The 20,398-nt window shown below is 62.2% G+C and carries 18 protein-coding genes and 3 pseudogenes; 10 read left to right on the forward strand and 11 right to left on the reverse strand.

Annotated features, from left to right (window positions below; genetic code table 11):
• A pseudogene (locus tag P0D89_RS18655) lies at nt 1-118 on the forward strand (IS6 family transposase); the annotation flags it as partial.
• A 381-nt stretch (nt 119-499) separates the two neighbouring features.
• Here P0D89_RS18655 and P0D89_RS18660 read toward each other — a convergent pair.
• The 7 genes from P0D89_RS18660 to P0D89_RS18690 form a co-directional block, all read right to left on the reverse strand.
• Nucleotides 500-1,645, reverse strand: a complete 1,146-nt coding sequence (locus P0D89_RS18660; RefSeq protein ID WP_408365204.1) for a porin — start codon at nt 1,643-1,645, stop codon at nt 500-502.
• 44 nt (nt 1,646-1,689) lie between these two features.
• Nucleotides 1,690-2,592, reverse strand: coding sequence for a LysR family transcriptional regulator (locus P0D89_RS18665; protein WP_408376972.1), 903 nt, complete (start codon nt 2,590-2,592; stop codon nt 1,690-1,692).
• 179 nt (nt 2,593-2,771) lie between these two features.
• On the reverse strand, nt 2,772-4,241 hold the full coding sequence (locus P0D89_RS18670; RefSeq protein WP_408365208.1) for an MFS transporter: 1,470 nt from the start codon (nt 4,239-4,241) through the stop codon (nt 2,772-2,774).
• 160 nt (nt 4,242-4,401) lie between these two features.
• Nucleotides 4,402-5,106, reverse strand: coding sequence for a substrate-binding domain-containing protein (locus P0D89_RS18675; protein WP_408376974.1), 705 nt, complete (start codon nt 5,104-5,106; stop codon nt 4,402-4,404).
• A 43-nt stretch (nt 5,107-5,149) separates the two neighbouring features.
• A complete protein-coding gene (locus P0D89_RS18680) occupies nt 5,150-6,001 on the reverse strand; it encodes a fumarylacetoacetate hydrolase family protein (protein ID WP_408365212.1) in 852 nt (283 codons plus the stop codon).
• Nucleotides 6,002-6,070: 69 nt separating this feature from the next.
• On the reverse strand, nt 6,071-6,493 hold the full coding sequence (locus P0D89_RS18685) for a GlcG/HbpS family heme-binding protein (protein ID WP_408365214.1): 423 nt from the start codon (nt 6,491-6,493) through the stop codon (nt 6,071-6,073).
• Nucleotides 6,494-6,515: 22 nt separating this feature from the next.
• Nucleotides 6,516-7,463: an NAD(P)-dependent oxidoreductase gene (locus P0D89_RS18690; RefSeq protein WP_408365216.1), complete on the reverse strand. Its 948-nt coding sequence runs from the start codon at nt 7,461-7,463 to the stop codon at nt 6,516-6,518.
• Between the two features lie 860 nt (nt 7,464-8,323).
• On the opposite strand from P0D89_RS18690, the gene P0D89_RS18695 reads away from it, so the two are divergent.
• The 7 genes from P0D89_RS18695 (at nt 8,324) to P0D89_RS18725 (ending at nt 15,697) form a co-directional block, all read left to right on the forward strand.
• Complete coding sequence (locus P0D89_RS18695; RefSeq protein ID WP_408365265.1) at nt 8,324-9,925, forward strand: cbb3-type cytochrome c oxidase subunit I; 1,602 nt, start codon at nt 8,324-8,326, stop codon at nt 9,923-9,925.
• A gap of 2 nt (nt 9,926-9,927) precedes the next feature.
• The gene (locus tag P0D89_RS18700; RefSeq protein ID WP_408365218.1) at nt 9,928-10,524 is read left to right on the forward strand and encodes a cbb3-type cytochrome c oxidase subunit II; all 597 of its coding nucleotides are present in this window, start codon (nt 9,928-9,930) and stop codon (nt 10,522-10,524) included.
• Complete coding sequence (locus tag P0D89_RS18705; protein WP_408365220.1) at nt 10,521-11,108, forward strand: c-type cytochrome; 588 nt, start codon at nt 10,521-10,523, stop codon at nt 11,106-11,108. Before P0D89_RS18700 ends, P0D89_RS18705 begins: the two co-directional genes overlap by 4 nt.
• Nucleotides 11,109-11,126: 18 nt before the next feature.
• Complete coding sequence (locus P0D89_RS18710; RefSeq protein WP_408365222.1) at nt 11,127-13,418, forward strand: heavy metal translocating P-type ATPase; 2,292 nt, start codon at nt 11,127-11,129, stop codon at nt 13,416-13,418.
• Between the two features lie 13 nt (nt 13,419-13,431).
• Complete coding sequence (locus P0D89_RS18715) at nt 13,432-14,673, forward strand: molybdopterin-dependent oxidoreductase (RefSeq protein ID WP_408365224.1); 1,242 nt, start codon at nt 13,432-13,434, stop codon at nt 14,671-14,673.
• A 15-nt stretch (nt 14,674-14,688) separates the two neighbouring features.
• A complete protein-coding gene (locus P0D89_RS18720) occupies nt 14,689-15,123 on the forward strand; it encodes a c-type cytochrome (protein ID WP_408365226.1) in 435 nt (144 codons plus the stop codon).
• A gap of 127 nt (nt 15,124-15,250) precedes the next feature.
• Nucleotides 15,251-15,697 (forward strand): hypothetical protein, encoded by a 447-nt coding sequence (locus P0D89_RS18725; protein ID WP_408376976.1) that lies wholly within the window; start codon nt 15,251-15,253, stop codon nt 15,695-15,697.
• On the opposite strand, the gene P0D89_RS18730 is transcribed toward P0D89_RS18725, so the two are convergent.
• Nucleotides 15,694-16,590 carry a LysR family transcriptional regulator gene (locus P0D89_RS18730; RefSeq protein WP_408365228.1) on the reverse strand — a complete coding sequence of 299 codons (897 nt, stop codon included), beginning with the start codon at nt 16,588-16,590 and terminating at the stop codon, nt 15,694-15,696. The genes P0D89_RS18725 and P0D89_RS18730 overlap by 4 nt on opposite strands.
• 104 nt (nt 16,591-16,694) lie before the next feature.
• Between P0D89_RS18730 and P0D89_RS18735 the strand changes: the two genes are divergently transcribed.
• Both P0D89_RS18735 and P0D89_RS18740 read left to right on the forward strand, forming a co-directional pair.
• Nucleotides 16,695-17,831, forward strand: coding sequence for a TDT family transporter (locus P0D89_RS18735; RefSeq protein WP_408365230.1), 1,137 nt, complete (start codon nt 16,695-16,697; stop codon nt 17,829-17,831).
• Nucleotides 17,832-17,958: 127 nt separating this feature from the next.
• Nucleotides 17,959-18,399: pseudogene (locus P0D89_RS18740) on the forward strand (MFS transporter); the annotation flags it as partial.
• Between the two features lie 71 nt (nt 18,400-18,470).
• Here P0D89_RS18740 and P0D89_RS18745 read toward each other — a convergent pair.
• From P0D89_RS18745 to P0D89_RS18755, 3 genes and pseudogenes are all read right to left on the reverse strand, one after another.
• Nucleotides 18,471-19,532: pseudogene (locus P0D89_RS18745) on the reverse strand (AI-2E family transporter); the annotation flags it as partial.
• Nucleotides 19,533-19,727: 195 nt separating this feature from the next.
• Complete coding sequence (locus P0D89_RS18750) at nt 19,728-19,973, reverse strand: CsbD family protein (protein ID WP_408365232.1); 246 nt, start codon at nt 19,971-19,973, stop codon at nt 19,728-19,730.
• A 126-nt stretch (nt 19,974-20,099) separates the two neighbouring features.
• Nucleotides 20,100-20,282, reverse strand: a complete 183-nt coding sequence (locus tag P0D89_RS18755; RefSeq protein ID WP_408365234.1) for a CsbD family protein — start codon at nt 20,280-20,282, stop codon at nt 20,100-20,102.
• Nucleotides 20,283-20,398 lie beyond the last annotated feature (116 nt).

A 20,398-nucleotide genomic window follows, 5' to 3' on the forward strand; every position in this document is an offset into this window, starting at 1 on the left:
GCACTTTGCGCTAAAGCGACATCTGTTGCGCGCTTCGCTCTACCGCAAACAGCTCGCTGAGCGCTTTGCCGCAGGGCATCGTTTCACCGAGCTCGCCCAAAATCCGTCATCTGTCTGAGCAAACCCACGCCTTCTGCAGTATTGCGCCGTCGACGAGTCAACGTGACAACGCCCTTTCGACAGCGCCTGCTCGATTCAGATTGTCTTTGATTCTGACCAGCTGTTCGCGTGGCCTCTTGCAGGCCAGCCGACATTTCCGCGTAGTTCGCGTTTCCCGACATGATACCGTCGATCAATCTGCGCAACGCGGCGCCGCATCATTATGGGGATGGCGACTACCACGTGGCGTCTAGCGACGGACTCAAGTTTGTTCCCGATTGACGCCTTGAGTTCGGTTAAACATGGACTGACTGTTGACGCAGCGACAGCGGCTGTTTTCGGTACACACGTTACGTACGGGCAATCACTGTCCTTGCTGCTGGCGTCGCAGCCGATCCAGTTAGAACTTGTGCAGAATTCCGGCCGTCACGACCAACTGGTTCCCGTCGCTCGACGCGGCGGACACGCCGTTGATCGCGGCGCCGAGCGAAAGACCATCAGGATTCAAATGCTGGTAAGCCGCTTGCAGATAGACCTCAGTACGTTTGGTGAACGAATAGGCGGTTTGCATATTGAACTGATTCCACTTCGGATTGGCGCCGTTCATGGCGCCTTGCGTGAATGTGTATGAGCCGGATACGGTCCAACTCGGTGTGACTGCAAAAATGCCGTTGATTTCATAGTTATTGAAATGCGCGCCCCCACCGTTGAGCGCGAAACCGGTGCTGTTACCGACGTTGAGCGCTGCGATGCCGAACGCCTGATTGAGCGCCGTCTGCGAAAACACGAAATCCGTAGTCAGCGGCCCCAGCACGTACTGCAGGCCCGCCCCCCATGTCCGTGTACGCTCGGCCGCGAAAATATTGTCGCCATTCAGCACACCAGCCGTGTTCGTGAGCATCGCCGACGTCACATCTTCGTCTACCTGCAGATAGGCGGCGGCCACCGTGAAGCCGCTGTAGCTATACGACGCGCCGAAGCTGTATGCGCGGTTATTGGCAAACGCGCCAGCATCGTTAGAGAAGCCGTATAACCCGCCAAACTTGAAACCCGCGTAGTCGATGCTTTGATATTTGATCGAGTTACTGATGCGGAAAGAGTCGTTGAAGTTGTCGTTGTCGAATGGATGCGCAAACTCCGTACCACCGTATTGCGTGTTGCCGAGCGACATCGAACTGATGTAAGTGATCACGCTATCGTACTGGCGGCCTAGCGTCACAGCGCCGTACTGGTCGCTCGACAAACCGACGAAGGCCTGCCTTCCGAACTCGCGGCCGTTCTCTCCCAGCGCGCCGCTATTGATCAAGAAGCCGTTTTCTAGAGTAAAGACCGCGTGCAGTCCGTCACCGAGATCCTCCGATCCCCTGAATCCCCAGCGGTTGAAGTTGACCGCGCCACTGGTTTGCTGAACGTTCGCATGACCATTCTGGTTGCTCGTGTAAGTCACCCCAGCGTCGATCAAGCCGTACAGCTCGACGCTACTTTGCGCGCGCGCAGTGGTGACTAAGGCGACCGTCAAAAAAGCGGCCGCGACCATCATTCTCATTGTATTGCTCCTCAGGAAACGAACAGAAAAGAGCCGCATTTGCCTCAGAAAGAAGATTCGATTCTTAGTTGATCCCGCAACCACTCGATGGCGGGGTCCTGGTGACGGTAGCTGTGCCATTGCATCGCCTGACGCACGACAGGCATCGGCACGGGGGGCGCAAAGAAACGCAGCGGCATGCTCCGCGCGAACGTTTGCGCTAGTTTCCGGTGTGTGACGGCCACGCGTTGCGTGCCGACCAGGAAGTACGGAACCTCGCCGAAGCTTGACGCGATCACTTCAATATGCCGGTCATAACCTGCATTCCTGAAGAACTGTTCCTCAATGTAGGAGACCTCGCCGTTGCCGTAGCGGCACACGACATGTCCCATCGACAGGAATTGCTCGACCGTCAGTCCTTCGTCGACGCAATGGTTCTCCGACCAGCAGACACAGACGAATTCATCGTCAAACAAAGTTTCGTAAGGCTGATCGGCTGAAACCAGGTTGTCGGCGATCAGCAGCAGATCGATGTCGCCGCGCTCCAGCACTTGCAGCGGCGACTGCGTAAACGGCACGACCGTGAACGTCAGGCCCGATGCCGCCTGCTTGATGCGGCGCAGCGCCGGCGATACCAGCACGATCGACATGTAGTCGGACGCCATCAGGATGAAGTTGCGTGTGGAGACCGACTGGTCGAAATGCAACCGCATATCCAATGCGGCGTCCATCTGCAGCAGCACGGAACGGATCGGCCCGGCCAGGCCCTCCGCCACGCTGGTCAGGCGAAATTCCTGTCCGCAGCGCACCAGCAGTTGATCATCGTAGTGCGCCCTAAGCCGCGCGAGCGAACCGCTCATCGCCGGCTGACTCAAATGCAGCGCCTGCGCGGCGCGCGTCACACTGCGATGAGTCAACAGCGCATCGAGCGCCACGATCAGGTTGAGGTCGAGACCTTTGAAGTGCATGAGAAACCTATGCATTGTGTGGAAAAACCGGGCTGCTCATCGAATTCGAGCATGCGGGCGATGGTCGGCCTGTCTCTGATAGCGTGCGGATTATCCGGTCCGTATTGGCCATCCGTTCAGACGCGTGACCTCGAATGAGACGACCCTTCGGCCGTCGCCGGACAGACGCTATGCGTGGGTCAGCACGGCGCCGGGGGAAGCACGGGCGGCTGCGGCGTCTGTGCGCAGTGCGATACCCGATCCACTGCGTGAGGCGCAGGCGGTGCGTCGATGGACTCCTCGCGTTGATCGCCCTTGGGCGCACCCGTGCCGTCGTCCGGCAACAGGAACATGAAGGCCAGTCCGAAGAACAGACCGCAACCCGCAAGGAAGAGGAATGCTGGCAGCAACGCGTCGGTAGTCGCACGAGGCGTGACCACATGACTGGTTCCAGCGATCACTGCCAGACACCAGGGCCCGAGTATCTTGCCAAGACCGTTGCCCGCCTGGCCGACACCGATCGCACGGGCGGCGAGCCTGGTTGGGAAAATCTCGACAACGTACGGGCTGATGACGACCCAGACGCCGTCGAAGAACACCGCGCCGAGCGCGACGAAAACAATGAAGAGCGGATATCCTAACAACGTCTTCTGGGCCCACAGCGCGGCGCCGGCCAGCGCCAATGCAATGCAGAACCCCGACAGCGTGCACAGCTTGCGGCGGCTGATCCAGACAGGCAGCAGCGACAGCATTACGCGCCCGAGTAGCGCGGCAATCGAAACGACCACGAAGTACTGCGCGGCCGCCGACGCGGAGATATGCAGCATTAGCGAAACGACCGTGGGTCCCCACAAATAGACGCCGAAGTTGGTCGTGCTAAGCGCCGTCCAAGTGAGGAAAACAATCAGCGTGCGCCCCGGATAGGCGAGCAGTTCTGCCAGCTTGCCGGTAGGCGGCCGCATTTCGCGAGGGGCTAGTGACACCGGTAAGCCGCCGCCGTCGTTGCCGGTCAGCTTGCGGATAGCGGCGCGTGCCTGGTCGTGCCGGCCCTTGCTGACGAGCCAGAGCGGCGACTCGGGGACGAACACGACGACCAGCACCATAAGCACGATCGGCACGAAGCCAAAGGCGGCGACACCTCGCCAGCCAAGCGCATGAATCAGCGTGGCGGCTGACATCGATGCAATCAACGAACCGACCGACGCCGCGGTGAGTGGAAACCCCGTAAGCCTCGTCCGATATCGCAGCGGCGTGAGTTCAACCAGCATCACCGTCGTCGTAGTAGCGGAACCGGACAGTCCGACGCCGACAAAGAAGCGCAACACCGCGAACAGCGCCCATGCGCGGTCCGGCAGGAACGCGACGGCGCCGGCCCCGAGAGCGCATAGCGTCATACTGACGATCAACATTCGCTTGCGCCCGAAAGCGTCCGCAAGCGCGCCGCTGAAAAGCGAGCCGAAAATCGCGCCAGCGCCAGCGCTTAGCAAAATCAGCGACGATTGTCCGTAGGTCAAATGCCACGTCGGCCCCATTACAGCCAGCAGGAACCCGACCAGAAAGAAGTCGAAGAAATCGAGCACATAGCCTGCACAGAACAGGACGTAAGCCCGAATGTAGTTGGGAGTAGGCCGTGAGTCGGCATACATGCTCAACAGATCGCGATATTGCACTCTGCGTCTCCAAAATTTATTCTTGACCGATCCAGACATGCGGCCATGCGCCATCACAGGAGGACCGTTAGAAGCTCTCTAAAGCCGTCCGGAACCGCTCCACGCGGCGGGCCAGATCCATCCGCCAGCCCGCGCGCCGTTCGGACGGCACGCCCTTCCGTCAAGCCGGTTCGAAGCCGCTTCGTCTACGCGTTTCGACCTGCGACGCATCGGTCAGCATCGCCGCGAAGTGCGTTGCCGCCGGTGCTTTGTCGATAATCGCAAGGACGTATTCGCTCGCGAGATGAAACTTGCCGGGCAATGGGCCTACAGAAGTCGCATCGGCGTGCTGGCGGATTTCAGTCAACTGCGCGCAGGCAAGCGCGCGCTTGTCCGTGTCGCGAAGCGCTGCGACAGCGAGCGCACCGCCCGGAAAATCCACTACTTCGGCGCCCAGTCCATCGGCAAGGTCGAGGCGCTCGAGAACCTGCATCAGATGCCGCCCTACCGTCGAGTGACGGGTGTCGCCGGTGTAGATGACATCCAGTGAGCTGAAGGTCTTCCTCAAAGCATCGACCGTGGAGATATCGAATGCCTTTGCGTCGCCGACGCATGCAAGGCACGTCGCAGTAATGCCAAGCGAACCGCCGGGCGTCACGCGATCCGGAAACTCCCCGATAAGACGCTGTGCAAGCGCGGGGGTCAAAACCGCGAGATCGCAGCGCTGATCCGTCAGCAGCGCGTCGCGCACCCGTTCGAAAGTGGTGCCCACTGCCGCGAATTCCGACGACAGCTCGATTTGCCGGCTCGCGGAGAATCCGTTCGACAGCGTACCGATCAAACCGTAAGCGGCGCCCGCGCTCCGGATGTAAAGATGTTCCATCATTGCTCCAGTTCTATTGCAGATTGCTTGCATTTCAGGACGCGCATTACTGCGCGGCAACCGTATTACGCAACGTGCCGATGCCTTCGATTTCCACTTCGCAGCGATCGCCGTTGCGCATGAAGAGCGGCGGCGTGCGCGAAAAGCCGACACCGGCCGGTGTGCCGGAGATGATGATGTCGCCGGGAGATAGCGCGAAAGGTTCGGAGCAGATCGATATCAGTGTCGCCACATCGAAAATCATGTCGGCGGTTGTTGCGTTCTGCACGGTCTGGCCATTCAGGCGCGTTTGCAGCCGCAGGCCTTTCGCGCCTGGCGGCAGTTCGTCGGCGGTGATCACCTCGGGGCCGAAGCTGCCCGAACGATCAAAGTTCTTACCCATCATCCATTGCTGCGACTTGAACTGGTAGTCGCGCAGCGTTCCTTCATTGAAGATCGAGTAGCCGAATACGTGGTCGAGTGCGCGCTCGCGCGGAATGTAACGTCCTGGCTTGCCAATTACGACAACCAGTTCGCCTTCGTAGTCGAAATTGCTGGACACCTTCGGCAGTTGCATGGTCTCTTCATGCGCGACCCACGAAGACGGATAGCGATGAAACAGCACCGGATAGACCGGCGCCTTGGATTTGAACTCGGCAGCGTGATCGACGTAGTTCAAGCCCACCGCAATCGCTTTGGAAGGCTGCTGCAATGGCGCCAGAAATTTAACCCCCGCAAGCGGCTCGACGCGGCTTGCCTGATTGACGATGGTGCCCGCCCGCTCGATCGCAGCGCTGCCCGAAGCCAGTAGCGCTTCGAGCGTGTCAGGCAGACCCATTGCCGTCAGGTCGACATAGCCCTCGTCCACGCGAGCGCCGACGGCGGAGCGTCCTTCTTTTGCAAACGTGAAAAACTTCAAGTTGTTCTCTCCGGTTCAATAGTACGTCCCGGGGACGGGACGTCTCGATACGGTCGATACTCGTCGGCGTCAGTCGTCGAGTTTGAGGGTCGCCAATGCCGCCAGCGCGCACTTTTCGTCGTTGTCGCCTGTATCGCCGCTGATGCCGACCGCGCCGCGCACGTGCTGCTGCTCGTCTTGAATCAGCACGCCGCCGGGAACCGGAATCAGATTGCCTTCCGTCAATGCAGCGAGTGCTGTGAAGAACTGTGGCAGATGGGCCGCGCGCTCAGCCATTACGCGCGACGAAAAGCCGAGGCCCAGTGCGCCGCGCGCTTTACCAATTGCAATCTCGGCGCGCAGGTTGGACGAGTTGTCCTCGCGCATCACCGAAGTCACGTGACCGCCGCGATCGAGAACCGCTACTGTCAGCGGAGCGAGGTTGAGCTTGCGTGCTTCGGACAAAGCGGCGTCAATGATGCGCACGGCCTGCGCCAATGTAATGTCGGTCATATCTATGCTTTCGAAAAAGAGGTTAAGCGTTCTGGTGGCGATGGCCGGACGAATGAATCAGCACGTTGAACACCGCGGAGATGTCCTCGGCTTTCATGCCGTCCTCGAGAGCTTTGTGATACAAGAGCGAACTCGCATCGAAGAGCGGCGTCGCCGCACCGAGTGTTCGCGCAAAGTTGCCGATAATTTCGACATCTTTGGAGAACACATCCACGCGCATCGTCGGCTCCTTAAAGCGGTTTTCGATCATCAACGGGCCGCGGAAACCGAATACCGACGAGCCTGCGGGTCCGCCGTTGATCAGATCGTAGACCATTTGCAGATCGAGGCCGGCGGTCTTCGCGAGCGAAAGCGCTTCGGCCGCCGCTCCGGTGTGCACCGCGACCAGCAGGTTCGTGATGATCTTCAGCTTCATGCCGGTGCCGAATGCGCCGACGAATCTCACGTCGCTCGCAAATGCTTCGATGACCGTACGCACGCGTTCGAAGTCTGCGTCTTCGCCGCTCGCATAGACCACTAGTTCCTTGCGTTCGGCATGCAGACGCGTGCCGGTGACGGGCGCGTCGATTGCTTTCGCGCCGTGCCGCGCCAAGTGATCGCACATCTGCATCTTCAGAGCGATCGGAATGGTGCCGGTTTCGATGAAGATCTGATCCGGGCGGGCATGAGCGGCAGCGCTGTCAGCATCGAGCAGGACGCTGTGAAACGCGCTGATCGAACTCAATGCGACCACCACGATATCCGCGCGTTCCACGACTTCGGTGGGCGAAGCAGCCACCTGACCGCCAGCCTGCCGGAAGCTTTCGATTCGTTCCGCGGACACGTCGTAGCCCGTCACGGTAAACCCAGCTGCTAGCAGGTGTTGCGCATATAGCCCACCCATGATGCCGAGCCCAATCACGCCTATCGCGGGCAAAGACGTGCTAGCCGAAGAAACGGCCGACGGGGACGAAGCGGTGTTCTGCGTCATGTGAGGCTCCGCCTGTTCGAGAAATCCTGCGCGCCGGCGGCGGCATCGAAGGCCAGGGCCTTGCGACTGTTCATGTTCATGCTCATGTTCATGTTCATTTCCTTTCAAACTCCGGACGGGCGATCTCCGGTGTGTCGGCCGGCGTCTGTGTCAGGACATCGGCACGGCAGAGTTTATGTGCCGGATTGCGCCTCGGAAAATCGTTTGCATGAATTCGGACTATTGGTTTGACTGATGCCTTGCGCGATCACTGAAGTGGGACAGCAGATACCAGCGCACGCACAGGACGATGGGACCTCGCGATCGAAACGCAGACCGTCGAACAGCTTGTCGACGCTTTGCCACTTGCCCATGCCTAGCCACGCACTCGTTAAACCGCGATGCAGCAGAACCGTTCACGCAGCGTGCGTGGTGCAGCGCGCCGACTCCAGTGACGTAAGCCGCCAGCAACATGGGGAAACCGCACCCACACGACCGGGCTACTGCGCCTTCACACTCCCCCGGGCGAAAACTTCTCGGTCTTCTCTATTTCTTCCATAGCTCCATTCTCTCTAGAGGCAGAGTCTTCAGAAAACTCGGATCGGGGCATAACAGATACACGTGATGGTCGAACATGATCACGCTACCTATCATCGCCATTTGCTCAACGCGGAATGTTGGGCTACCGACGTGTCGGGATCGACAACAGCCTGGATACGATTGCGATGGACGGAATGAGTCGCGGGAATTCCCCGGAGTCATACCAGCGTAAGCGCCGTCGCCACCGGTTTTCTTCGAACAATGGGGGCTTTACAGCCACGACGCTCACAGTCGGCGCATTGCTTGCGCTGTCGTTTCTCATTTCCGTGCTCGGGCTCTTCATGTTCATCTGGGCACAGACTCGAGGTTTGATGCGGGCCGGCCCAGACGCGGCACAGGTAATATTCGAAACGGGTGAACTCGGCATGGTCGAAGAACCCGGGATTTCGGCGACGCAACGCGGCGCGCTGCAGAGGGCCGAAAGCAATGCCAATGCTTCGGCGACTCACGGCGACGCGCAACGGGCTACGCACACGCGGCCTGATCTGCAGGCCCGCGAAGCGCAGGACAGGTCGAGCCGTGCCGCCGCGTTCGCGTTTCTCACATCGTCGATCCTGTGGCTGGTGCTCGGCTCGCTCGCCGGCCTGGTCGCCTCGCAAAAGCTGACGTCGCCGGACTTTCTGGTGCAATCGGCCTGGCTGACGTTCGGCCGCATCAGAACCGCACACCTGAATATGGTGATCTATGGCTGGGCGTCGATGGCAGGACTCGGCATCTCGTTATGGATGCTGCCGCGGCTGCTGAAGACCCGTCTCGTCGGCGAGCGCTACGCCGTCGCGGGCGCCGGTCTATGGAATGCCGGCGTCGCGGCCGGTGTCGTGGCGATACTCGCGGGCTGGACGGACGGCCTGCAGTGGCTCGAGATTCCATGGCAGATCGGCATTCTTCTGGCGCTGGGGGGCGCACTGTCAGCCGTGCCGCTATTTTTGACGCTATCCCGACGCAATGTGGACCACCTGTACGTTTCGGTCTGGTACATCGCTGCGGCCCTGCTCTGGTTTCCGATCCTGTATGTCGTCGCGAAAGTGCCGTACGTGCATTTCGGCGTGGAGCAGGCCATCGTCAACTGGTGGTTTGCACACAACGTGCTGGGCTTGTGGCTTACGCCGTTCGGTCTTGCTTCGGCCTATTACTTCATCGCGAAGGTGCTCGGCCGTCCTATCTATTCGTACAACCTCTCGCTGGTCGGCTTCTGGGCGCTGGCGATGTTCTATAGCCAGGCCGGCATTCACCATCTGCTCGGCGGCCCCGTGCCAGCGTGGCTGCAAAGCGTCTCGGTCGTGCAGAGCGTGATGATGCTGATCCCCGTCCTCGCGGTCGGCGTCAATCAGCACATGACGGTGGTCGGGCGCTTCGCGACGCTGCGATATTCGCCCACGCTGCGCTTCGTCGTACTGGGCGCCGCGCTGTACACACTCGTTTCGCTGCAAGGCTCGCTCGAAGCCGTGCCGTTCTTCAATCGCCTCGTCCACTTCACACAGTACAAGGTCGCGCATGCGCACCTCGGCCTGTATGGCTTTTACTCGATGATCATGTTCGGGTCGATCTATTTCGTGATGCCACGCGTACTGGAGAGGGAGTGGCCGTATCCGAAGTTGATTGCCCTCCATTTCTGGCTGGCTGTGACCGGCTTCGCGATCTACTTCGTTTTTCTGAGCATCGGCGGTGTGCTGCAGGGCATCGCAATGCTTGATGCCACGCGGCCCTTCATGGATTCCGTCAACGTCCTCACGCCTTACCTGAAAGCGAGAACGTTCGGTGGCGTGCTGATGACCGCCGGGCACCTCGTATTCGCATGGCACTTCTTCGCGATGGTACTCGACCGCGGGACGATCCGCTCCGGTCAGGCGTTTATCGGCGGCGCGCCATCCGCAGGAGTCTGACCATGAACCGGGTTCTCACCATCGTCATCGGCGCGCTGATCATGCTGGCGGTCGCCACGCTCGTGCTGGTCGCATTGCCGTATCGCGAACTGCAGGACGAATCGCCGCCTGAACAGCTCAAGCCGTACACCATCGCACAACTGCGCGGCCGCGCCACCTACGTCAGCATGGGTTGCGTGTATTGCCACTCGCAACAGCCGCGAGCGGCGACCCTGGGTCCGGACGCATTGCGCGGCTGGGGCCGTCCGTCGGTATCGGCCGACTATGCGTACGACTACCCGCACCTGCTGGGCGTGTCGCGCACCGGGCCGGATCTGTTCAACATCGGCGCACGACAGCCCAGCGCCGACTGGCATCTCGCTCACCTGTACCAGCCACGCAGTGTGACGCCTGGAAGCGTGATGCCGTCGTACCCGTTCCTCTTCAAGGTGGTCGCGCATCCTGGACCGAACGACAAGGTCGTGACGCTGCCGCCGCAATTCGCGCCGGCCGGCGGCCAGGCCGTCGCCACGCAGGAGGCGCTCGATCTCGTCGCTTACCTGACCGCACTCAATCACACGTATCCCGTTCCCGCCACTGAGTCCGGAGTGACGAAATGAAACACGACACGCAGCACGACACGATCCACACGCGGGAGCATGCGGAACCCAGCGAACAGGCGAATCCGGTGCCCTGGCTTCTCGGGCTCGTCGGAGCATCGCTGGCAGTCTGGGGCGTCAGCTACTTCCTGCTCAACCCGGACCTTGCGCCGACCAGCGCCAAAGACGCGAGCCGCGACGCCGTGACGAGCGCCGCAGCACCCGCCGCGGCCGACGGCGCGCAGATTTTCGCGAGCCGCTGTGCGTCCTGCCATCAGGCGAACGGCGCTGGCCTGCCCGGCGTGTTTCCGCCACTGTCCGGCTCCGCATGGGTGAACGGCGACGCGAAGACCGTCGCGCGCATCCTGCTGCTGGGCATCAACGGCAAGATCGACGTTGCCGGCGCAACCTTCAACGGCACGATGCCCGCCTTTGGCGCGACTCTTTCCGACGCGGAAATCGCGGCGGTCGCTACGCACGTTCGCGCGAGCTTCGGCAACAAGTCGACTGCACTGACAGGCGACCTCGTGAAGGGCGAGCGAACCGCTCTGGGCACGCGGACGACGCCGTGGGCAGGCGGCGACGAACTCTCGAAGCAGCCGTAGAGCCGGGCGAAACGCAAGATGCAATCCAACCTTCCAGATAGTGCGCTGCTCGATGTGCGCGGCATGTGGTGCACCAGTTGCGCGAACGCATTGGAAAGTATGCTGCGGCGCCAGCCCGGTGTGCTCGCCGCCAGCGTAAGTTTCGCGTCCGAGTCGGCCTCGCTGCAGTGGGACCCGCTCGCGACGTCGCTCGACCACCTGCTGCAGCGCGTTGCAAAACTCGGATACGCGTGCATCCCCGAAGGCGCGGGGCACGACCGGCGCGCGCATTTCGCCAGAATCCGCCACGACCTGTTGGTCCGGCTCGTGGTTGCCGTGTTCTTTTCGATGTGGGTCATGCCGGCGCAATGGGCGCTGTACGTTGCGCCCGAGGGCAGTCTCTCGCCGGCCGCCCGATTTGGCCTGGCGCTGTTTGCAGGGCTCGCCACCGTGCCGGTGGTTGGCTACGGTGCGCTGCCGTTTTTCCGCGCGGCGTGGCGCACGCTGCGCGCTCGGGCGCCGGGCATGGACGTCCTCGTCGCGACCGGGGCCGCCGGGTCCTGCCTGCTTTCGGTATGGCAGTTGATACGGGGCGAGTCGACCGTCTATTTCGATTCCGCCGCGATGATCGTGGTCTTCCTGCTGGCCGGCAGGCTGCTCGAAACGACCGTGCGAAGCCAATCGGCCGACGCCGTACGCAGCCTGCTCGAATTACCGCCTGAAACCGCGCACGTGATCGATGCGTCCGGCGCCGAAACGCAAGTCCTTGCCAAGCGGGTGGAACGCGGCAGCGCGATCCGGGTGTGCCCTGGCGAGCGAGTTCCGCTCGACGGCGTCATCACGCAAGGCGTGTCGTCGCTGGATCGCTCGCTGCTGACCGGCGAAACGGCCTTCATCACCGTCGAACCCAGCGACCAGATCGAAGCCGGTGCGCTCAATGGAGACGGCGAACTGGTGGTGCTGGTCGAGCGCGCCCGGGGCGAGCGTCGCGTGGATCTGATCGCGAACAGCGTGCGGCAGATGCTCGCGCGCAAGACGGCGACCCAGGCAATCGCCGAGCGGTTCACCCGCTACCTCGTGCCAGCCATCTGCGGGCTCGCGACACTCACCTTGCTGGGGAACGCAGCCGAGGGTATGGCCATCGCCGCCGCGCTCGAACGCGCCGTGGCGGTGCTCGTCATTACCTGCCCGTGTGCGCTCGGTATGGCCGTTCCGCTCGCGCTTACCGCTGGGGCGGGGCGCGCGGCGCGCGCAGGCGTGCTGTTCCGGGATGTCGAGGCGATCGAGAAGGCCGGCCGCATCGACCTCTTCTGCTTCGACAAGACGGGAACACTGACCGAAGGCTCGCCGCGGCTCGTCCAGTCCCAATGTGCCGACAGCGTGAGCACAGTCGACCTGTTCGTCGACGCGGCGATCGCCGAGCGCGGCAGCGAGCATCCGCTCGCAAAGGCCATCGAATCATTGGTACCGCCGTCATGCCGTGCAACCGTCGACGGCGCGACGGGAACGTCCCGTGCGACGCCCGGCGCGGGAGTCGAATGGATTGGCGCGGACGGCTCTCGCATTCTCGCCGGCAACGCGTCTTTTCTCGCCGGGCTCGGCGTACCGGTTCCGGACATGGCAGCCATGCATACGACGGTGCATGTCGCGCGCGATGGGCGGTGGCGCGGCACGCTGCATTTCGCGGACGCGCCGCGTGCCGGTGCACGCCGCGCGCTGGCCACGTTGCGCACGACAGGCGCGGCGCTCGCGATGCTCACGGGCGACGAGCCGGCCGTCGGCTTGCACGTCGCCGAGGCTGTCGGCATTGACTCCGGTGCCGTGTACGCGGGCCAGTCGCCGGAAGAGAAGGCCCGTCGCATCGTCGCCGCGCAGGCAGCGGGAACGAAGGTCGCGTTCATCGGCGACGGTCTCAACGACGCGCCCGCGCTCGCGGCGGCCGATCTCGGCATTGCCGTAGGTAACGCGACGGCGTCGTCGGTGGCCGCTGCATCGATCGTACTGGTCGAGGGCGGCATCGAGAAACTCAATGCCGCGCTGACGATCGCCCGGCGCACTGCGCGCGTGATGCGCCAGAACCTCGTTGCCGCAGCCCTCTACAACTTGCTCGCCGTGCCGCTCGCGTTATCTGGAGTCGTGTCGCCGGCAATGGCAGCCGCGTTGATGATCGCCAGCTCACTTTCAGTGACGCTCAATTCCTCCCGCCTCGCTGCCGGCGCGATTGACCGGCACGGCGCTACTGCTGACATGTTCGATACGGACACCGCACATCACCGCGGCACACAGGATCCGGATCTGCAGCGCCCGCCTGCGCCGATGTTCAACACCTGACAGAAGGATGACCATGAAGAACGATGAACGCGACATCTTCCAGCAGCGTCGCAGGTTGCTCGGTGGCCTCGGTGCGCTGGGGCTTGCGGCGTTGACGAATCCCATAACGGGGAGGGCAGCACCAGGCAATAACATCATGCTGCCCTTCGAAAATGGTGAGCGCCCGCTTACGTCCGCGTTTCCGCAAAAGTCCAACGTCATTCTGCAGAGAACGCGGCCGCCGTTAATCGAGACGCCGTTCGAGGTGTTCGACCAGGGAGTCTTTACGCCAAACGACCGCTTCTATGTGCGGTGGCACCTTGCGGACATTCCGACGTCCGTGGATCCGGCCGCGTTCAGGCTGGACATCCGGGGTCACGTGAACAGGACTGTCAACCTGACGCTGAACGATCTTCTGAAAAAATTCCCGCGCTTCGAAATTGCCGCAGTCAATCAATGCTCGGGGAACTCCCGCGGCTTTTTTAGTCCCCGCGTGCCAGGCGGTCAATGGGCGAACGGCGCGATGGGCAACGCTCGATGGACAGGCGTGCGGCTGAAGGATTTGCTGACACACGCCGGTGTCGGCGCAAACGCGGTGCAGGTACGGTTGAACGGCCTCGATACCGGCGTGATTCCGCAGACGCCGAAATTCATGAAGTCGCTCGCGATCGACCACGCGCTCGACGGCGAAGTGATGGTCGCCTATGCGATGAACGGAGAGCCGCTGCCGCTGCTCAACGGCTATCCGTTGCGGCTTGTCGTGCCCGGCTGGTATGCAACCTATTGGGTCAAGATGCTGCACGACATCGAGGTGCTGGACAAGCCCGACGACAACTTCTGGACCGCCAAGGCCTACCTCATTCCCGATAATCACTTTGCCAACGTGCATCCCGGCGACAAGGACTTCAGGCAGGTGCCCATCAATACGATGCTGCCCCGGTCGTTCTTTACCAATCTGCGCGCTGCCGGCACGGTACAACGCGGTCAGCCGATGCTCGTACGCGGCATTGCGTTCGGCGGTCTCAACGCGCTCGCAAAGGTGAAGTTTTCGTCCGATGGCGGCCACAACTGGACCGACGCCATGATGGGCCGCGACTACGGCCGCTACAGCTTCAGGCAGTGGCAGACGACGGTCAATTTCCCGCAACCGGGCAGCCGCAAACTGATGGTCCGCGCGATTGACTCGACCGGACAGGCGCAGCCGGATACACCGAACTGGAACGGCGCGGGTTTCATGCGCAATGTCATTGAATCCGTCGATATCAACGTAGTCTGACACGAGGCGAAAACCATGAACTTGAAGCTGGTTCGTATCGCGGCGTTCTGGGTCGTCCCTGTCGCCCTCGGCGCCATTGCCGCGCTGACCGGCCGTCATTACCTGCCTGAATCGATCGCGGCACAGGCGCAGCGGCAGGCCGCCGTGGTGCCTCCTGTGCATTTCGGCCCGCTCGACGTTTCTTTGCCGGCAGGCAGCACGCTCTTTCCACCCGGCGAAGGCGCAGAGATCGCGAACGCCAACTGCGTGATGTGTCATTCGACCGGCATGGTGCTGCGCCAGCCACCGCTGACCACTCCCGAGTGGAAGACCGAGATCATGAAGATGCGCAACGGCTTCGGCGCACCGATTCCTCTCGATCAGGTCGACCAGCTTGCTCACTATCTTGGTGTCGTCAATGGGAAGAAGAATGATGCGGGCCCCTCCGGTGTCGACAACCAGGCCAGTTGATCCGCGGATGGCGGACCCGGCAACGTGCGGTTGTGAGTGTGTTCCTGCCGCAGGACTCGACGCTTGCACGCCGCCGATCCGCACGTGGCCTGGTATCGAGACAGCCGCAAGACTCGCCGCCGTCGGGTTGCAGATCTTCGCACCGAAATGCGCGCTTTGCTGGACCACCTACGCTGGCATCTTCAACGCAGGCTGGTTCGTCGCAACGAACATTCATCCGGTCTGGGCGTCGCTTGCAGCGCTGTCCTCGACGCTTGCCATGTGCATCAGCCTGCTCGCGGCGAGGCGAACGCGCCGCTATCGAGCCTGGTTGTGGATGGCTGCCTCGTGGCCGTTCCTCATTGCCGGCTGGTTGCTGGACTGCTTGTCCGTCAGGTGGCTGGGATTCGGATTGCTCGCGGCCAGCTTTGCCTACGCTGGGCTTACCCGCAGAGTGCGCGCCCGCAGGCCAACGGGGTCGGTGCCCGGTTCGCTGGAAGCGCCGCCGGCGCGATCCGGTCAGCAGCATGCCGACGGACACCAATCAACCGTTACGACGACGCGGGGCACCACGATGACGCCCCTCGCCCGCTAGACGATTACGTGGTCGAACATCTGATCGGCGAGCGTGCGAAAGGCGCGTGCGCTGGGGCTCAACGCACGCGCCTTGCGCCAGATCATGTTCAGGTCCCGCCCGATCTTCAGGTCGTGCACCCGCAACTGCACCAGAACGCCCGCGGCGAGTTCGTCGGCGACCGTTTGGCGCGACACCCACGCGACCGCATTGCCAAGGCGCAGCATCCGTTTGATCGCCTCCGCACTGCCCACTGACAGCTTCGGCGACAGCTCATAGCCGTGCCTGGCATACGCGTCCTCGATCACCGTGCGGGTGCCGGACCCGGGTTCGCGCATCACGAGTTCGGCATGGCCGACCTCCGCTGCGCTGACGCGGCGCTTGCGCGTCAGTGGGTGGCTGGCGCCGGCGACCGCAATCAGTTCGTCACGACCGATGACGGCCGCGTCGAACGCCGATGCGTCGTACGGTCCTTCGATCAGACCAAGCTGCCGTTGGTGCGCCAGCACCGTCTCCTCGACGTGTTCGGTATTCGACACCGCGAGGTCGACCGTGATGCCTGGATATAACCGCCGGAACTCGTCCAGAACGGGAGGCAGCAGATAAACGCCAATCGTGCGGCTTGCGGCCAGCCCGAGGTGCCCGCGCGTCAAGCCCGCGAACTCGCCGATCGCGGTTTCGGCTGCGTCCGCCAGCGAGAAAATCTGCGCGGCGTACTCTGCGAGCAGACGGCCTGCCTCCGTGGGTTGCATGCCGCGCGGGAGCCGGTCGAACAACGGCACGCCGACCCGTTCCTCCAGTTCGCGGATCTCGCGCGTGAGGGCTGGCTGGCTAACGTGAAGCCGCTCCGACGCGGCGGTGACGCTGCCGGTCTGCGCTACAGAAAAAAACGCTGCGAGATGAGTAAAGTTCATGGTCTGTATACCAAATAGGCATTGATAACATATTAAGTATGTATTTCTAATATGGGAAGCAAATCCACATAATCAGTTGATCCCGATTCCGTGTGGAGACGACCATGTCAAGCCAGTTCGACGCGAGCCACGAAACAACGTTCGCGCAGCATTTCTCCGACAAGATTCGCCAGTTCACGCCGAACTGGTTTGCGATGACGATGGGCAACGGCATCGTGTCGCTCGTGCTCACGGCGTTGCCCCTGAGCTTTCCGGGCCAGCACGCACTCGCCGTTTCGTTGTGGTGCGTGGATATCGTGCTCTATGCGGTGTTCACGGCGATGTTCGCTGCGCGCTGGATCTTCTATCCGGAAACGATCAAACCCCTGCTGCATCATCCGCTTCAATCGATGTTCCTGGGCACCTTGCCCATGGGTCTCGCGCCGATCATCAACGGCATCGTGCTGTTCGCGGGACCGCATTTCGGCACAGGCGCCTACTCGCTCGCGTATGGGTTGTGGTGCTGTGACGCACTGCTGGCAGTCGTCGTTGCCGTGGGCGTGCCGTACCTGATGTTCACCGAACAAAACCATGCCTTCGAGCGTGTTACCGCCGTGCTGCTGCTGCCGATCGTCGCGCCCGAAGTAGCCGCGTCGAGCGCCGCGACGCTTGCCCCGCACCTGGTCGGGCAAACGGCGCAGTTCGTGGTAGGCGCTGGCTATCTGCTGTGGGCGATTTCGGTGCCGCTCGCCTTCTCGGTGCTGACCGTCGTCTTCTTCCGGCTGGTCATTCACAAGTTGCCGCATCGTGATCTCGCCCCGTCCAGCTGGCTGACTCTCGGCCCGATCGGCACCGGCGCGCTGGGGCTGCTCACGCTCGGCCAGGCCGCGCCTGGCGCATTCGCCGGCACGACACTCGCGAGCGTTGCCGCCATCGCACGCGACTTCGGCCTGATCGGCTCGCTGATCCTGTGGGGCGCGGGCGTGTGGTGGCTTGCGATCGCGCTCCTCTTCACCTTGCGCTACCGCCGCGAAGGCTTGCCGTTCAACCTTGGCTGGTGGGGCTTCACCTTCCCGCTAGGCGTCTATACCGCGGCGACGCTGAGCCTCTATCGGGTAACCGGGTTCGAGGCGTTCGCCGTGGCCGGCGTGCTGTTCGCAATCCTGCTGGGCGGACTCTGGAGCGTCGTGCTGTCGCGGACAGTGCGGGAAGTGGCGCGCGGTCACCTGTTCTACGCGCCTTGCCTTGCCACCGCGCGCTAGTTATCAACTTTCGGCTGGGCCCCAGGTCAGTGGACCGCTGCATCGAGTACTGTCGCCACATAGTTTCTCGACTTGGCAGGCGATAAATTCATGTGTGCGATTCACAGACATCGTTTCACTTTCTTGAATGGCCGACCGCTTCGGCGCGCAGCGCGTATTCCGGATCGCGACGCTGCTGTCGTTTCTGCCCGTGCTGTTCATCACGCATCTGCCGGATCTGCCGTTCTACGGGATGGTGAGGTTCTTTCCGTGCTTCATGGTGCTGATGTCCGGGCGGATGGTGCCGATGCAGGCGTTGCTCACCACGGTGCCCGAGCCCGCGCGGCGCGGCGCGTTCCTCAGCGCGAACAGCGCGCTGCAGGCGTTGGGCACCGGCAGCGGTGCGTGGATCGGCGGATTGATGCTCGGCAATGCGCCGGGCGGGCAGATCGTCGGCTACGGTACCGTCGGATGGGTCGCGGTCGCCGTCGCGATGGTGGGCGTTTTCTGGGTGTCGCGCGTGCGCGGTGCGCGGCACGAACCGACGACGGCGCAAATGCTGCGCAGCGACGTGGTCGGCGAAAGTTGAATCGGAGCGACAAGCGGAGCGTTTGAGGAAGCGGCCCGCGCCGCGTGCGTCAGTCGGCTTTCCCGGTCAACGCGTCGCGCAGTTTCGCCTTCCTCATGCGAGCTCGCGTAAAAAACCCTGGCTCTGCCAAGAATGATCTTCAACGTCGCGATCACCGGTACCGCGAGAAAAATCCCCGCGACGCCGCCAAGCTGATCCCCCGCCAGCAGCCCGACGATAACGAGAAACGGACTGACCTCGACCCCTTCGCTCATCAGATACGGATTGAGCACGTAGTCCTGAAACAGCCGGTACAGCCCGATAAAAATCACCAGTCCGAGCAGATGCGCATAGCCGCTGAACACCGCGACCACCAGCGTGATGGCGACGGCGGCGAGCGGCCCGGCGAACGGCACGAACTCCAGCAAACCCGCGCTGACCGCGAGCAGGAACGCGTAAGGCACGCCAAGCACCGAAAACACGACGCCATAACAGATCAGCGTCGCCAGCGACAAAAACAGCAAAGCCCGCACGTATTTCGACAACAGCACGTTCAGGTCGGTGACGATCTCCGCCCACAACATGCGGTGGCGCTTCGTCAGCAGTTCGAGGAGTGCGTCGCGCATCTGCGGCCCTTCCTTGATCAGCAGAAAGCTCAGAATCGGCACCAGCACCAGATAGATCAGATTGCCCGCCGCGGGCACCACGCCGAGGCCGACACTGCGCGCCACCGGCACGGCTTTGTCGGAACCGGTCTCGATCTGGCTGCGCACGAAATCCACGATCCGTTCTCGCAACGGTTCGAGAAAATGCGGCAAGGGGAAACGACCGGGTACATCGGACTTCATCAACTGGGGCAGTTGCGCGAGCAGATGGGTGGCCTGATCCTGCAACTGCACGCCGAATAGCGAGCCGACCACCGCGATGATCGCGACCACCACCACGAACACCAGCGCAATCGATGCGACCCGCGGCACGCGGCGCGGCCTGACGCGCTCGACGAGTTCGACCATCGGGTAGATCAGATAGCTGAAGAACACCGCGAACACCACCACCAGCACCGTGGACGACGCGATATAGATGACGAAGAACAGCAGCGCGATCAGGGACACGGTCCAGACTTTCCTGGCCGTGCAGACATCGAATCCCAGCATGAAGCTTCCTCGAATAGGCGATGAGATCCGACACCTCGAACGCGCGGGGAACATCGGACCGGTTATGAGGCAGCCGCGAGGCTGGAGATGCGTGCCGGATTTTGCTGGCGGGCTCGCCGGAGCACTTTGCTTTTACTGCCGGGGCCGCGGCCGGAGTTGCTGCAACCCGCACCGGCAGCGCGACACGCGAATAATTTACAACAGCTTGCCGAGCAGAAAGCCCACGCCGGCCGCGATCAGCAACGCGCCCAGCGGATTATTGCGCGTCGCTTCGGCAACCTGCTCGACGCTGTCGCCGTATTTGGCCTGTGTCTTGCCGGCTAGCTGCCGGAGCTTGCCTTCGGCCTGCAAGTCGAGATCGCCAGTCAGGCCGCCGACCGCGTCCTGCACCTTGCCGGCCGCATCGTTGAGGGTTCCGTCGAGCTGGTTTGAATTCGCCATGATTGTCCTTGAAGGGGTGAGTACGGTAGTGCCGGTGGTGGCCGGCGCTTCGTGCGCTTTCGCTTTGCGTAATGCGCATTCATGTTGATTGCCGCGACCATGCCGCAACTATTGGCGCGCTGATCGCTACCTTTTCATGTGATCGCGCAGCGCATCGGCCGCCTCGCCGATCTTCGCCTGCATTGTGCCGGCCAGCCTTTCAGCGGCGCCTTCGGCCTGCTTCGTGCGATTGCCCGTGACCTTGCCCATCGCTTCCTTGACGGAGCCCTTGAGCTGCTTCGCTGCACCTTCGACACGATTTTTGTCCATCACGTTTTCCTAAGACGGTTGAGTTGCAAACTGATGACGCCGGCACCGCATGTACGCCGTGCATCATTTCGTCGATCGCTTCGCTTCACGCGATCCGCGTTGGAACAACCCGACTG

Source organism: Paraburkholderia sp. RL18-085-BIA-A (assembly GCF_046027075.1).
Taxonomy (GTDB): Bacteria; Pseudomonadota; Gammaproteobacteria; order Burkholderiales; family Burkholderiaceae; genus Paraburkholderia.